At 70.7% G+C, this 14,593-nt stretch carries 7 protein-coding genes; 3 read left to right on the top strand and 4 right to left on the bottom strand.

From position 1 onward, the window contains the following. Window positions 1–28: 28 nt before the first annotated feature. Together ACQP2T_RS16880 and ACQP2T_RS16875 are read right to left on the bottom strand one after the other, a co-directional pair. Window positions 29–1,156 carry an alkaline phosphatase family protein gene (locus tag ACQP2T_RS16880; protein ID WP_433517078.1) on the bottom strand — a complete coding sequence of 376 codons (1,128 nt, stop codon included), beginning with the start codon at window positions 1,154–1,156 and terminating at the stop codon, window positions 29–31. Window positions 1,157–1,756: 600 nt separating this feature from the next. Beyond that, entirely contained in the window at window positions 1,757–2,347 is a 591-nt protein-coding gene (locus ACQP2T_RS16875) for a DUF5998 family protein (protein ID WP_225288990.1), read from the bottom strand. 491 nt (window positions 2,348–2,838) lie between these two features. Between ACQP2T_RS16875 and ACQP2T_RS16870 the strand changes: the two genes are divergently transcribed. Further along, window positions 2,839–5,313, top strand: a complete 2,475-nt coding sequence (locus ACQP2T_RS16870) for a hypothetical protein (RefSeq protein WP_433517077.1) — start codon at window positions 2,839–2,841, stop codon at window positions 5,311–5,313. A gap of 12 nt (window positions 5,314–5,325) precedes the next feature. On the opposite strand, the gene ACQP2T_RS16865 is transcribed toward ACQP2T_RS16870, so the two are convergent. Next, window positions 5,326–8,136: a GNAT family N-acetyltransferase gene (locus ACQP2T_RS16865; RefSeq protein WP_433517076.1), complete on the bottom strand. Its 2,811-nt coding sequence runs from the start codon at window positions 8,134–8,136 to the stop codon at window positions 5,326–5,328. A 169-nt stretch (window positions 8,137–8,305) separates the two neighbouring features. On the opposite strand from ACQP2T_RS16865, the gene ACQP2T_RS16860 reads away from it, so the two are divergent. Further along, complete coding sequence (locus ACQP2T_RS16860; RefSeq protein WP_357940335.1) at window positions 8,306–9,196, top strand: carbohydrate kinase family protein; 891 nt, start codon at window positions 8,306–8,308, stop codon at window positions 9,194–9,196. A gap of 76 nt (window positions 9,197–9,272) precedes the next feature. Further along, window positions 9,273–12,110 carry an ABC transporter substrate-binding protein gene (locus ACQP2T_RS16855; protein ID WP_433517075.1) on the top strand — a complete coding sequence of 946 codons (2,838 nt, stop codon included), beginning with the start codon at window positions 9,273–9,275 and terminating at the stop codon, window positions 12,108–12,110. Here the strand turns inward: ACQP2T_RS16855 and ACQP2T_RS16850 are convergent. Continuing rightward, window positions 12,103–14,190: a RecQ family ATP-dependent DNA helicase gene (locus tag ACQP2T_RS16850; protein WP_433517074.1), complete on the bottom strand. Its 2,088-nt coding sequence runs from the start codon at window positions 14,188–14,190 to the stop codon at window positions 12,103–12,105. The genes ACQP2T_RS16855 and ACQP2T_RS16850 overlap by 8 nt on opposite strands. Between the last annotated feature and the right edge of the window lie 403 nt (window positions 14,191–14,593).

The raw sequence follows: 14,593 nt of genomic DNA, 5'->3' as shown, positions 1-14,593 counted from the left end.
GTGCTCACCCCGGTTGCCATGAATGACCTCATCGGCTGCTTACCTCCAAGAGTGGTACGTGCTGTTCGGCCGTCGTCATCGAACCGTGGTAGCCGGTGAACAGCGCCTCGATCGGATGCGCGCTCGGCGCGGTGAGCGCCAGGTCAGCGTACGGGACGGCCATGACGTCGCCGATGCGCGCCAGCCATTCGGACCGCACGCGCGGCCCGAACCAGCCGGACTCGACCGCCTCCTGCCTCGACACCACCCATGCCCTGCCCGCCAGGGTCTCACGCCACGCGTCGAGCACCTCGGAGGCGGCGCCCGGCTCGGCGTACACATGCCTGGCCCGCGCCTCCCCGCCGAGCATCGCCACGCCCCGGCTCAGCGCTGGGTCGGCCTCGGCGTCGACCTTGTCGGTCACGTTGACCATGCCGTGGTCGGCGGTGATGTAGAGGGCGGAGCCGGGAGGCAGGTCCGCGGCCATGCGCTCGGCCATCCGGTCGACGATTTCCAGCTGGTCGAGCCACTCCTCGCTGCCCCAGCCGGTCATGTGGCCCATCGCGTCGAGATCGCCGTAGTAGACGGTGACGTGGGCCTTCGGCTCGGCCATCGCCGCGCGTACCCTGGCCACGCGCTCGTCGACGCTGTCGGCGGCCAGGTAACGCACGCCGCGGTAGACGGCCTCGGTCAGGCCGCTCCCCTCGAACTCGGCCGGAGCCACATAACTCGACACGATCCCCGCGGCGGCGGCGCGCTGGAAGACGGTCTCGGCGGGCTGCCATCGGCTCGGCTCCATGAAGGCGCCGCCGGGCAGCGTCCAGCGCAGGCAGTTGAACAGGTGCCCGGCGCCCGGCACGGCCAGCATCAGACCCAGCATGCCGTGCTCACCGGGCGACACACCGGTGCCCAGCGAGCACAGGCTGGTGACGGTGGTAGCGGGGAACCCGGCGGTGAGCGTGGTCCGAGTGGCGGCGGCGAGGAAGGGCGCCCGATCGGCGTGCGCTTGGAGCAGCTCATCACCGAGCCCGTCCACGAGGAACAGGCAGACGCGGTCGGCGGGGGCGAGCTGGAGGGTGTTCGGCTCGGCCATGCCCAGCGCCGCGAGCAGCGCCCCGGGCAACTCGGCCAGCGACGCGGTGCCGTAGCTGGGAATCAGTGGCGCGTGTCCGCCCATGACACTCCAATCCGTTCGTCCGACAACTCGATCACATGATCGCCGCAAACCCGCTTGATCGCCGCAAACCCAAAAGCGGATCTTGTTGTACGGCACCGCCAAGTGGGCGCAACCCACCACACGTGGCTGAGCGCCTCCAGGAAAACGGCCGCTGAACCCGCACGTGGCTGGGCGACGTTACGTGCGTATTCTTGGCCGTCTTCTTCGCTTGATCGGCTGGGCGCCGTACATATGGTGCGGGGCCGCTCGTGGGGAACCTCCGGCTGGAGCGGCGTGCCCAAGCGCGGCCGCATGGGCACCGCGGACACCGCAGATCCGGCGGACGCGGTAGAACCAGTGGACGCGGCACATCCAGTGGATCCGATAGATGATGACGTGGGCCAGCTGGGGCAGCCGCCATCGCAGGCGCGCGCCCGTCGTGGGCCGGATGGCGTCGTCGGGGCGCTGTCGTCTGGGCGTGGTTCATCGACCCCGCCCGAGAGCGCCGTGCGCCGTCGGTGAGGTTCCCTCCTGGGCGCGGTCCCGTGGACCGGAGTGCGCGTTTTCTGCATGCCTCTTGCCCTGGTGGCGCCGAGAGGGTGGGCGCCTGGGAGTGGTCTGTCAGGTTGTGGCGCGGGCGGTGGCTTCCGAGAGGGACTTGGAGAAGGCGAGGACGTGGTTGACCGCGTCGGGGCCATCGGCCGCCTCGCTCACCCGGAGCGAGAGGTCGTCCGCGGTGATGGCGCCCGTGTAGCCGTGGTCGGCCTCGCAGTTCTCGTCGCCGCAGGTGGCCGGCTCGAGGTCGACGTGGGAGATGGCGCCCCAGCCGATCGTGAGCGTGACCTCCGTAGGAGGGACGCCGGGCACGTAGGAGGCGGGGTCGGGGACGACACGGGTGACCGCGACCGACTGGACGCGGCTCAGGCGCACCGCCTCCGTCGTCGTGGAGGCGTGTGAGGTCGAGACGCCTTCCACCGCCGGGTGTTCGTCGGTGTGGCAGACCAGCAGCCTCGTCGTCGACAGCACCAGGACGGTGACGTGCCTGCGCACTTCCATCGCGGGATCGAAGGTGGCCTCATGATGGACCACGAATGCGGTCACAGCCTCCTTGCCCAGCGCGGATTCGACCGCATCGGTGACGAGGTCGGGGTAGTAGCCGCTGCGCTCGATCGCTTCACGCAGGCCCGCGGCTGAGACTCGGGTTTCCCTCATGGGTCCATCCTGCCAGGACCGCGCAGTGCACTCACCCACCAGACATAACGCTCTATAACGTCTTTTATCCGCTATCTACGTGTACGGCCATGCGCAATTACCGGACGTGCCATTGCGCCTCATCACTGCCACCGCGCCGACCACTCGAGTGACAAATGGTGAAATTTCATGGAAATGAGGTTTGGCGGCCCTCCGAGAAGCACCACCCGGACGGACGTCTGGGAACCCCAAGTTCGCGAACAGTGAAACGATCACAAGCTTTCAGAAGCAGCTAGTTACGGTCAAGGCCCAAATTTTCCAAGCACCGAACTTCTTCCTTCGTGAAGCCCGCTGCATCCCATTGACGGGGCGTGCGCCAAAGGTTACGGTCAGGGCCGAAACCGAGCAAAATCGAACACGCTCGCTGGAGGTACGGACATGACGCGATCCCCTCTGGTAACCCTGGCCGGGCTCAGGCCCGATGAGCGCCGTCTCTGCGTGAAGGGGACGTTGTGAGGCGCCTGCCGGCAGGAGCGCTGTCGGCGGCTCTGCTGGCGGCGCTGCTCACCGTCCCGCTCGCGCCGGCGCAGGCCGCCGACCTACGGATCGTCAACGGCGGTTTCGACGACGGCCTGACCGGGTGGAGCGGATCGCACAGCCCGGGCGGTGTCACGGCCGTGACCTGGGACGGCCGCAGTACCGCGCGCGTCGCCGACGCCGAGCCGGGCAACGCGTACGGCAGGGAGAGCCTGCCGGGCCTGCCCGCCACCGCGGGTACGCGCTACACCGCCTATGCCCAGGTCTGGGCCGACAGCGGTAACGCCGAGCTGTACCTGCGCTTCAGGGGAACGTCGGGCCAGCTCCTCGGCAGCGCGAACGCCTCGGTCACGGGCAGGCGGTGGAACGGCGTCACGGCCTCCGGCGTCGCGCCCGCCGGCACGGCCACGGTCTCGGCGCTCATCTACTCGGGCGTCGCCAATGTGGGCACCGCCTACTGGGACGAGGTGCTGATCACCAAGGACACGACCGATCTCGGCGTGCAGCTGGAGAGCAGCGTGCCCAACGCCACCACGTTCGCGGGAGGCGACGCGTACGCGATCTACACCGGCACCGCGGACGCCAACCCGCAGCTCGCGGAGATCGACCTGGCCACCGAGAAGGTGACCAAGAAGATCACGATCCCGGACAGCGCCGCCACGCCCACGGTCGGCGGCTGGGCGGCGACCACGGCCACCGACGGCAGCGTCTACCTCGGCACCTACCCCAACTCCAAGCTCTATCGGCACGTCCCCGGCCAGGCGACGGTGACCGACCTCGGCAGGGCGGAGGGCGGCTACTCCTTCATCTGGGACCTGGAGGCGGGAGCGGGCGGGAAGGTGTACGGGGGCACCTACAACGACGGCCGCTACTTCAAGTACGACAACGGCGCCTTCACCACGATCGGCAGCGTGCCCATCGTGGCCGGTGCGCAGTACGTGCGCAGCCTCGCCCACGACCCGGTCGCCAACGCCACCTATCTGGGCACGGGGACGAACGCCGCGCTGGTCAGGTTCGACAACGTCACAGGGCGGACCGACAGCCTCCTGCCCGCCGCCTACGCGCACAACTCCATGGTCGGCGGCCTCACCTGGACCGGAGGCAGGTTGTTCGCCTGGATCGACCGTACGCTGCTCGTCCTGCAGATCATCAAGAACGCCGACGGCTCCTACCAGGCCGTCACCGACGCCACGATCACCGATGTGGACCTGCACCACTCACCGGCCGCCGACGGCAAGGTCTGGCTGGTCAAGGACGGCCTGCTGCAGTCCTACGATCTGGCTGCCAAGGCCGTACAGGCGACGACCGTACAGCCCGGCTTGGACGTCACCGGCTACACCTGGGTGGACGGCACGCTCATCGGTCTCGGCGCGGCCGGCGACGGCACGAGGATCTTCAAGTACACGCCCGCGACCGGTCAGTGGAGCAGCCGGGTCGTCGCCGGCACCCCGGTCCTGCCCGCCGCGATCAACGCGCTCGGTGCCGGGCCCGACGGGAAGATCTACACCGGCGGCTACCTGACGGGCGGCACCGGCGTGTACGACCCGCTGCGCGGCGACGCCGACGACGGCAGCCCGGACACGCCCACCCGTACCGGACTCAGCCAGACCGACAGCCTGCTGGCCCACGACGGGCGGCTCTACATCGGCGCCTATCCCTCGGCCAAGCTCTACAGCTACGACCCTGCGGGACCGTGGCCGCCCACGCTCAAGTACACCGGCGGCGCGGCAGGCGACAAGGCCGACGACTGTGAGCCGGGTAACGGGCCGCCGCCGCAGGATCGTCCGTACGCGCTGGCCGGCGGCCCCGACGGCACGGTGTACATGGGCACGGTGCCCAAGTACGGCAAACGCAGCGGCGCGCTCACCATCTGGAAGGAGGGCACGGCGGGCCGGACCGTGTGCGTGGTGCGGGACCAGGCCGTCGTCTCGCTGGCCTACGCGGGCGGCAAGGTGTTCGGCGGCACCTCCACCCGCGGGGCGCTGGGTGTCGACCCCGTCTACGCCCCGGGAGCCTCGGCCACCCTGTTCTCCTACGATCCCGCGACCGGCGCCGTACGCACCCACCCGCTGCCGCTGACCGCGCCCAAGGCCGTCACGGCCCTCACCGAGGTGGACGGCGGGCTGTGGGGCCTGGCCGGTGGGTCGCTGTTCACGCTCGACCCGGCCAGCCCCGACGCGATCACCGTGAAAAGGCTGTTCGCCGACCCCGACTACACCGCCAAACCCAGCCTGGCCTGGCGCGACGGGGTCCTGCTGACCGTGGCCAAGGATCCCGGCCATGTGTACGGCACCTCGGGCGACCAGCTCTTCCGGATCGACAAGTCGACCAAGGCCATGACCGTGCTGCTGACCGACCCGGGGATGGAGGGGCTGACGGCCGACAGGTTCGGCGACCTCTATTACAAGATCAACGAACGGCTGCACCGGCTCACCGTGACGGCTCCGTGAGTCCCCAACTGATCAGGACAGCCTGCGGGGGCCGCCGTCCGGGCGGGGGCCGGGTGGGGTGCGGATCGTGGCGCGGGCGCCCAGGATGATGACGCCCTCCCGGCCCACCAGCACCTGGTCGAGCTCGAGACGGGCCACCTCCGGCAGGTCGTTGGCCAGGCGGCCCACCCTGACCAGGAGGTCCTCCAGGGCGTCGACCGCGACGGGCGGGTAGCCGTACTCGCCGAACAGCAACGGGGCCCCGCGGACCGAACGCACCAGCCCGGCGGCGTCCTCGCCCGTCAGTGGCGCAAGGCGGAAACCCTGGTCGAGGAGGAGTCGCGCCGTCACCTCGCCCAGCCCGAACGACACGACGGGGCCGAACGCCGGGTTCTCGGTGACGCTCACCACGGTCGGTACGGCGGGCTGCGGCGCCATCCGCTGGACCGCCAGCTCCACGTCCTCGCCGAACTGGGCGACGAACTCGGCGTGGGCATGCCGCACGCTGTCGGGCCCCGCGAGCCCGAGGCGTACGGTCCCGGCCCGGCGGGCGGCCTCGGCACCGGCCACCTTGAGCACCACCGGCCAGCCCAGCCGTTCGGCGGCCACCACCGCCTCGTCCGGGGATCGCACCACCTCGGCCGGCCAGACGCTCAGCCCGTAGCAGGCGAGCAGCTCGGCGACGTCGGCCGCGCCGGCCTCGACCGGCGGGCCGGGCTCGGCGAAGAAGCTCCGCGCGGAAGCGAACGCCCCGGAAGCGGGAGCCCCGGAAGCGGGGGCCGCGGAAGCGGGAGCCGTGGATACGGAAGCGGCGGAGGCGGAAGACGCGGAAGCGGACGCGGCAGAAGCGGGAGCCGTGGACACGGAAGCCGCGTGATCGGCGGGGGCAGTGGCGGTGGTGGCCTGGTGGAGGGCGTGGTGGATCAGGGTGCGGGCGCGGTGGGGGTCGATGTCCGGGAGTTCGGGGGGCGGTAGAGACGGCCGGGCGCGCCATCTCGCGTAGCGGACCACGTACTCCAGTGCCCTGACCGCCTCCTCCGGCGCCGCGTACGAGGGAATGGACCCCCGCGAGGGCACCGAGCCCACCAGCAGGTCAGGGTGCATGCCGAGATGCCCCTGGAAGGTGGCGAGCACCGGTTTGGCCGAGTCCCGCGACACCCGTAGCAGCTCAGCCGCGACCGCCGAGTCCTCGCCGGGGATCGGCGGCATGTAGATCACCACCACCGCGTCCACCGACGGCGAGTCGAGCCGGTCCGCGAGAGCCGTACCGAATGCGGAGGCTCCCGCGCTCGCCCCCAGGTTGACCGGTGGCAGGGGCTCCAGGCCCGCGGCGACGCAGGCGTCAGCGGCGAGCAGGCCCAGGGCGTCGGAGTTGGTGACCAGCCCGACCCGGGGACCGGCGGGCAGCGGCTGATAGGCCAGGAGCTGGCCCACGTCGAACAGCTGGATGAGGTCGTCCACCCGGATCAGCCCCGCCTGCGAGAACAGCGAGCTGATCGCCGAGTCGGGCAGCCCGAGCGCCTCCGCGGAGTGACCGGAGGGCGTGCCGCCGCTCTTGACGACCACGATCGGCTTGCTGCGAGCCAGGCGCCTGGCCAGGCGGGTGAACTTGCGTGGATTGCCCAGTGACTCCAGATAGAGCAGGATCACCTCGGTCGAGGCGTCCTCCTCCCAGTATTGGAGCAGGTCGTTGCCCGACACATCGGCCCGGTTGCCCGCCGAGACGAACGACGAGATGCCCATCCCCCGCTGCGCCACCCGCTGGAGCAGGGCGGTGCCGAGCGCGCCCGACTGGCTGAAGAAGCCCACCCGGCCCCGGCCCGGCACTGTCGCGGCGAGTGTGGCGTTGAGCTTGACGGCCGGGTCGGTGTTGGCGATGCCGAGGCAGTTGGGCCCGACCACGCGCAGGCCGTACGCGCGCGCGATGCGGGCCAGCTCGTCCTGCCGCTCACGGCCCTCGGCGCCCGTCTCGCCGAACCCGGAGGAGACCACGACCAACCCGTGCACGCCCTTCTCCGCGCATTCCTTGACCACCTCGATGACGCCGGAGGCGGGCACGGCCACCACGGCCAGGTCCACCTGGTCGTCGATGGCGCCCACGCTCGGATAGGCGCGTACGCCCGCCATGGCGCGTACCTCACGGTGAACCGGATAGACGGGACCGCTGAAGTCGGCGGCGAGCAGATTGCGCAGCACGGTGTGACCGACTCCGCCCGGCTCGCGCGAGGCGCCGATGACCGCCACAGAGCCGGGCGCGAGCAGGCGGGCGATGGACCTGGCCTCGGCGCGGTGTTCGCGGGCGGTCGTCACCTCGGTCGAGGTCTCGGTGGGGGTGAGGTCGAGCGTCATGCGGACGACACCGTCGGCGAAGGAGCTCTCGGCCGTGTATCCGGCCTGGCGCAGGAGGCCCATCATCCTCATGTTGGCCGGGAGGACGTCGGCGACGAAGCGCTCGATGCCGCGCTCGCGGGCCGTGGCGGCCAGGTGCTCCAGCAGCACCGAGGCCACTCCCCTGCCCTGGTGGGCGTCCTCGACGAGGAAGGCCACCTCGCCCTCGCCGGGCCCCGTCTTGTCGTAGCGGATCACGGCCACCATCTCGGTGCCGATGGTGGCGATCAGCGCGACCCGGTTGACGTAGTCGACGGTGGTGAACCACGAGACCTCCTTGTCGGAGAGCCGTGGCCTGGGGCCGAAGAAGCGGAAATAGATGGATTCGTCGGAGAGGCGGGAGTAGAAGGCGCGCAGTCTGTCGGCGTCGGCGGGCTTGATGGGACGCACATGGGCGGTGCCGCCGTCCGCCAGGACGACGTCGGCCTCCCAGTGAGCCGGGTACGGAGCCTCCACAGTCCCGAGCGTAGACCCGTGTCCCGAATGCCACGCCCGGCAGGGCCTATTGGGCAACGCTTGTGCATCGACTGCCCCCCTGTGTCCGGGGTCCGCCCCACGGGTGGGCCGGAAGCTGTTAGTTTTGCCGTGGCCAGGCTCGTTCTGAAGGCAGCAAGGTGGTGGCATCATGACGCGGGTCGTCGTGGTGGGCGATCTCATGACCGACGCGGTCGCGCGCGCCCGTTATGCGCTCGCCAGGGCGAGCGACACCCCGGCGATCGTGACAATGCACGGCGGTGGATCAGGGGCGAACATCGCTTCCTGGCTGGCCGTCGAGGGTGCCGAGGTGGCCTTCATCGGCCGCCGGGGCGCCGACATCACCGGTCGCAACCGTGACATGGAGCTGATGGGTTACGGGGTCGACGCCCGGCTTGTCATGGATCCTGAGCGGCCGACCGGCACCTGCGTGGTGCTCGTCACGCACAAGGGTGAGCGGACCATGCTCTCCGACCCGGGCGCCAACGCGGCGCTCTCACCGGAGGACCTGCCGCGCGACCTGTTCGGCGGCGGTCATCTGCATCTGTCCGGCTACACCCTGATCAACGAGGGGTCCCGCGACGCGGGGCTGGCCGCGCTCGACATGGCTCGCCGGTCCGGGATGTCCATCTCGGTCGACTGCTCGTCGTCCGCGCCGTTGGAGCGTACGGGGGCGGAGCCGTTCCTGGAGTGGACCAACGGGGTCAAGCTGCTGTTCGCCAACGTCGATCAGGCGAAGGTGCTGACCGGCCGCGACGATCCCGAGGCCGCCGCCAAGGTGCTGACCGCCTGGTTCCCGCAGGTCGTGATCAAGATGAACGACGAGGGCGCGCTCTGGTTCGGCAACAGCCGATCCGAGCCGGTCCGGGTCGACGCCGAGCCGGTCGAGCGGATCGTCGACGGCACGGGAGCGGGCGACGCGTTCTGCGCCGGGTTCCTGCCGCCGTGGCTGGAGGGCAAGCCGCCGTCCGAGGCGCTGACGGCCGGCTGCCACCTGGCGGCACAGGCGATTGTTCATCTGGGAGCGCGCCCGCGCCTCTAGTGCGATCTTTCCGGCGCCCTTTATCGTAAGAATCTCTTATCGCAAGAACTCTCGATAAAGGACGATAAGGAGCCGGATGCTCGGCGTGCGTCCGTTACGGCCAGGCGACCCCGTGTCGGTTGGCTCCTATCAGGTCACCGGGTTCCTCGGCGAGGGCGGCCAGGGCAGCGTCTATCTGGGGACCTCCCCGGGCGGCGAGCGGGTGGCGATCAAGCTGTTGCACGCCAGGTTCGCCGAGGACGAGCAGGCCGTACGACGCTTCCGGCGCGAAGCTGAGGCCGCGCGGCGGGTGGCGGAGTTCTGTACGGCTCGGGTGCTCGAAGTGGGTGCCGTCAACGACCAGCCGTACATCGTCGGCGAGTACGTCGACGGCCCATCGCTGCAGCGCCAAGTGTCCGGAGACGGCCCGCTGCGGGGCCAGGCGCTGATACGGCTGGCCATCGCGACCGCCACCGCGCTGGCCGCGATCCACCGGGCCGGGGTGATGCACCGCGACTTCAAGCCGAGCAACGTGCTGCTGGCTTCCGACGGGCCCCGGGTGATCGACTTCGGCATCGCGCGGGCGCTGGACGTGAGCCAGAGCCTGACGACCAGCGTGGTGGGCACGCCCGCGTACATGGCGCCGGAGCAGTTCCACGGCGAGCCGTCACCGGCCAGCGACGTGTTCGCGTGGGCCGGGACGATGGTGTACGCGGCCACGGGGCACAGCGCGTTCGGGTTCGGGGCGCTGCCGGTGGTGATGCACCGGATCCTGAGCATGGATCCGGACCTGTCGGGAGTGCCGGAGCCGCTCGCGGCGCTGCTGTGGACGGCGCTGGGCAAGGATCCCCGGCGGCGGCCGACGGCGGAGCAGGTGCTGGGAGAACTCATCCGGACGAGCGCCCCTCCTCCTCCTCCACCACCACCGGCCACGGCTTACCCACAGGCCTCACCACCTGCGGCGGCGCCCCCAGGGGCCGCACCCCCGGCCGGGCCGCACGGGAACTCCGGGCCGCACGGAGGTTCCGGGCCACAGGCGCCTGCCGGGCTCGACAGGCGGTCCGGGCCGCAGGCGCCTGGCGGGCTTCGCTGGGACTCCGGACCTCAGGTGCCCGGACCGTACCAGCGACCCACGGATCCCGGCGGTGTCACGCCCGTGACCGCGCCCGGCGTGCGGCGGCGTGGTGTGCTGGTGTCGGTGGGGGCGGTGGCCACGGCGCTCGTGGTGGGCCTCGCGGCGTGGATCTTCGTCCGCGGCCTCCCTGGGACGGGATCGAACGGCGGGCCGGCGACGCCGGCCGCGACGGGGCCCACCGGCTTCGACGCGGCCGTCGCGGCGGTCGCCAACCCGTCCGCCAAGACCGGCGGCACGCTCCACCTGGCCTCGGCCTACAGCCTGGACTCCACCGACCCGGGCGACACCTACTACGCCGACGCCATGAACGCCATCCGCCTCTACGGCCGGTCGCTGACGATGTTCAAGCCCGTCCCCGGTCAGGCCGGCACCCAGATCGTTCCCGACCTGGCCGAGTCCTTGGGGCAGGCGAGCGACGGCGGGAAGACGTGGACGTACCGGCTGCGCGACGGCGTGAAGTTCCAGGACGGCACGCGGATCACCGCGGCGGACGTGAAGTACGCGGTGCTGCGGAGCACGGACAAGGGCACCTTGATCAACGGTCCCACCTACTTCGACACCATGCTCGACCTGCCCGCCGGTTACCAGGGGCCGTACAAGTCGCCCGACGCGAACACGGACTCGGCCATCCAGACGCCGGACGACCGCACGATCGTGTTCCATCTCAAGCAGCCGTATGGCGCCTTCGACAATCTCGCCCAGCTGCCCGAGACCGTCCCCGTGCCCGCGGCCAAGGACACCGCGGCCAAGTATCGGTACGCGGTGATCTCGTCGGGGCCGTACAAGTTCGAGAGCGCGACGGACAACAAGATCGTCCTGGTCCGCAACCCGAACTGGGACCCCGCGACCGACCCGAACCGCAAGGCCCTCCCGGACCGGTACGAGCTCCAATTCGAGCTGTCCGCGGCCGACGCGAGCGCCAAACTGCTGAACGGCGAGGCGGAGGCCGGCTCGCCGATCCCGACCTTGGACTCGACCAAGATCTACGACAACCCCTCGTACAAGAGCCGCGCCGATGCCCCCGTCGGCTCCCGGATCCGCTATCTGGCGATCAATCCGCAGGTACCGCCGTTCGACCAGCTCGACTGCCGCCGCGCGGTGATCCGCGCTCTGGACCTGTCGACGATCAACCGGGCCTTCGTCGGCGGGCTGAACCAGGGCGGCCAGATACCGACCTCGCTCGTGCCGCCGCTGATCCCCGGCACGCACGCGCCCCTGCCGGGCCTGACCGCCTCCGGCGACACGACCGCCGCCAAGGAGTCACTCGCCGCCTGCGGCAAGCCCACCGGGTTCAGCACCACCTACATCTACCGTGACACCTTCGGGGAGTCCGCCGCCGCGCAGGCCGTGCAGGCGTCACTGGCCAAGATCGGCATCAAGGTGCAGCTGCGGGGCTACCCGATCGCGGACTTCCACGCGAAGTACGGGGGCAATCCCGAATATCTCAAGAAGGCGGGCGTCGGCCTGATCGCCAGGGCGTGGGCGCCCGACTGGCCGGACGTGGAGACGTTCGTCTCCCCGCTGGCCGACAGCAGGGAGATCCTGGAGAAGGGCAACTCGATCAACGTGAACGTCCGCCTGCCCGCGCTCGACGCCCTCATCGACACGGCCAAGCGCGAACTCGACGCCACCACGCGCGCCCGGCGCTGGAGCGAGGTCGAGCAGAAGATCGCCGACGAGGCCGTGCTGGTGCCGCTCTCCTGGGAGCGGTCACTGCTCGTACGCGGCCTGAAGGCGACCAACGTGCACGTCAGCCCGGTCTACGGCGGCTACGACCTGGCGACAATGGGCGTCAGCTGACCGTCGCCAAGGCGAGCGGCAGCACGGCCGGGGCGCCCGCGTGGCGGACGAGCGCGGCGGCGAGCGTCATCGTCCAGCCGGTGTCGATGCGGTCGTCGATCAGCAGGACCGGACCACCGCACGCCGCCACGGCGGCGCCGACCTCCTTCGGCATGGCCAGCGTCCCCCTGACCGCCTGAACCCTCTTGGCGCTGTTGAACTGCTTGCCCGGCGAGCCGTCGCGATAGCCGAGCTCGCCCAGGTAGGTCAGCCGCCCGACCTGCGCGAGCCGCTCGGCGAACCCGCGCACGAGCAGGGGCCGCGACGTGGACGGCACGTTGACCACGGCGACGGGCCGCTCCCGCCAGTCCCACGCGGACAGCACCTGGATCACGGCCTTGAACATGTCATCGGCCATCGGCCCGTCGGCGCCGTTGAACAGCTCGCGCAGCCGGTTGCCCCAGCCGATGTCGGTGAGCCGCCCGAGCGCCCGGCCCGGCTCGGCGCCGAGCTCCGGCTTGATGCGGCCGGACAGGTCGGCCAGGCCGGTCGGCCACTGCCTGCGCGCGTCGATCTCGACGCCGGGCCTGGTCAGCCGCTCGCGGGCACCCGCCACGGCCTGCTCGGCGATCTGCGGCGAGCGGTGCTCGCCGGTGCAGTTGTCGCACCTGCCGCACGGGCCGGCCGTCTCGTCGTCGAGGTGGCCGCGCAGGTAGCGTTCGCGGCATTCGGTCGTGGTCAGGTAGCCGAGCATGGCCTCCTGCTCGGCCTTGCGCTCGCCGGCGATGCGGGTGTAGCGCTCGGCGTCGTAGTCCCACGGCTCACCGGTCGCCTCCCAGCCGCCCTTGACCCTGCGGACGGCGCCGTCGACGTCGAGGACCTTGAGCATCATCTCCAGCCGGCTCCGGCTGAGGTCGACGGCCGACTCCAGCGCGGGGGTGGAGAGCACGCCCCGCTCTTCGAGCGCCTGGAGCGTGGCCCGCACCACCGGCTCGGGCGGGAACGCCAGCGAGGCGAAATAGGCCCAGATATCGCGGTCTTCGGTGCCGGGCAGCAGGATCACCTCGGCGCGTTCGACGCCGCGCCCGGCCCGGCCGACCTGCTGGTAGTAGGCGACGGGCGACTGCGGCGCCCCCACGTGGACGACGAACCCGAGATCGGGCTTGTCGAACCCCATCCCGAGCGCGCTCGTCGCCACCAGCGCCTTGATCTTGTTGTTGAGCAGCGCCTCCTCGGCGGCCAGCCGCTCGGCGGGATCGGTCTGCCCGGAGTAGGAGGCCACCTCATATCCCTGGTCACGCAGGTATCCGGCGATCTCGTGGGCCGCGGCCACGGTCAGTGTGTAGATGATCCCGGAGCCGGGCAGCTCGCGCAGCGCCTGGGACAGCCACGCCAGCCGCTGCTCGGCGGTCGGCAGCCGCACCACGCTCAGGTGCAGGCTCTCCCGCTCCAGCGGCCCCCGCAGGACCAGCGTGCCCTCGCCCATCTGCTCGGCCACGTCCCGCGTGACCCGCGCGTTGGCGGTGGCGGTGGTGGCGAGCACCGGAATGCCCGGCGGCAGCTCGTTGAAGAGCGTGGCGAGCCTGCGGTAGTCGGGCCGGAAGTCGTGCCCCCAGTCGGAGATGCAGTGCGCCTCGTCGACCACGACCAGGCCGGCGCTCTCGGCCAGCTCGGGCAGCACGTTGTCGCGGAAGTCGGGGTTGTTGAGCCGCTCGGGGCTGACGAGCAGCACGTCGATCTCCCCGTCGGCCACCTGCCCGTAGATCTCCTCCCACGCCTCGGGATTGGCCGAGTTGATGGTGACGGCCCGGATCCCGGCCCGCTCGGCGGCGGCGATCTGGTTGCGCATCAGAGCGAGCAGCGGCGAGACGATGACGGTGGGCCCGTCGCCGAGCTCGCGCAGCAGGGCGGTGGCCACGAAGTAGACGGCCGACTTGCCCCAGCCGGTGCGCTGGACGACGAGGCACCGCCGCCGGTCGATGACCAGCGCCTCGATGGCGGCCCACTGGTCGTCGCGCAGCCTCGCGTGGTCACCGGCGAGCGCTCGCAACCGGGTCTCGGCCTCTTCACGCAGCATCTCGGCGTCTGGGGCGTCAATCATGAAGTCCTTGTTACCAGCTCCCACCGACCAATTGTTACGGTCCCGACAACCCCTTTCCATCCGTTACGGCAAGCCGCCCCCGCTTGTTACAGGCCGGACAACACCCTTTCCATCCGTTACGGCAAGCCACACCCACCGCCACCCACCGCACATGGCTGAGGGCCTCCAGGAAAACGCCCGCTGAACCCGCACAGGGCCAGGCGCCGTTACGTGCGCATTCTTGGCCAGTGGCGGCCAGTGGTTCGGCCGGTGATTCCCCCAGCGGTTCGGCCGGTGGTCGGTGGTGGTCTGTGTCGGGTGGGTGGCTTGGGGGGCGGATGTGCCGTACCGGATGAAAGGGGCTTGTCCGTAGAGACCACCCGCCGGGCTCAGCACCCATTTCCCTGGAGCCCCCAGCCACGGG

Source organism: Nonomuraea sp. CA-143628 (assembly GCF_050942315.1).
In the GTDB taxonomy this organism is placed as follows: domain Bacteria; phylum Actinomycetota; class Actinomycetes; order Streptosporangiales; family Streptosporangiaceae; genus Nonomuraea.
The sequence above is the reverse complement of the archived record's forward strand: the minus strand, read 5'-3'. Positions and strand labels throughout refer to the sequence as shown.

What these genes read in the sequence shown, in the direction of transcription:
- ACQP2T_RS16880 (WP_433517078.1), bottom strand. Translation starts at nt 1,156, where the DNA reads ATGGGCGGACACGCGCCACTGATTCCCAGCTACGGCACCGCGTCGCTG.
- ACQP2T_RS16860 (WP_357940335.1), top strand. Translation starts at nt 8,306, where the DNA reads ATGACGCGGGTCGTCGTGGTGGGCGATCTCATGACCGACGCGGTCGCG.
- ACQP2T_RS16875 (WP_225288990.1), bottom strand. Translation starts at nt 2,347, where the DNA reads ATGAGGGAAACCCGAGTCTCAGCCGCGGGCCTGCGTGAAGCGATCGAG.
- ACQP2T_RS16855 (WP_433517075.1), top strand. Translation starts at nt 9,273, where the DNA reads ATGCTCGGCGTGCGTCCGTTACGGCCAGGCGACCCCGTGTCGGTTGGC.
- ACQP2T_RS16850 (WP_433517074.1), bottom strand. Translation starts at nt 14,190, where the DNA reads ATGATTGACGCCCCAGACGCCGAGATGCTGCGTGAAGAGGCCGAGACC.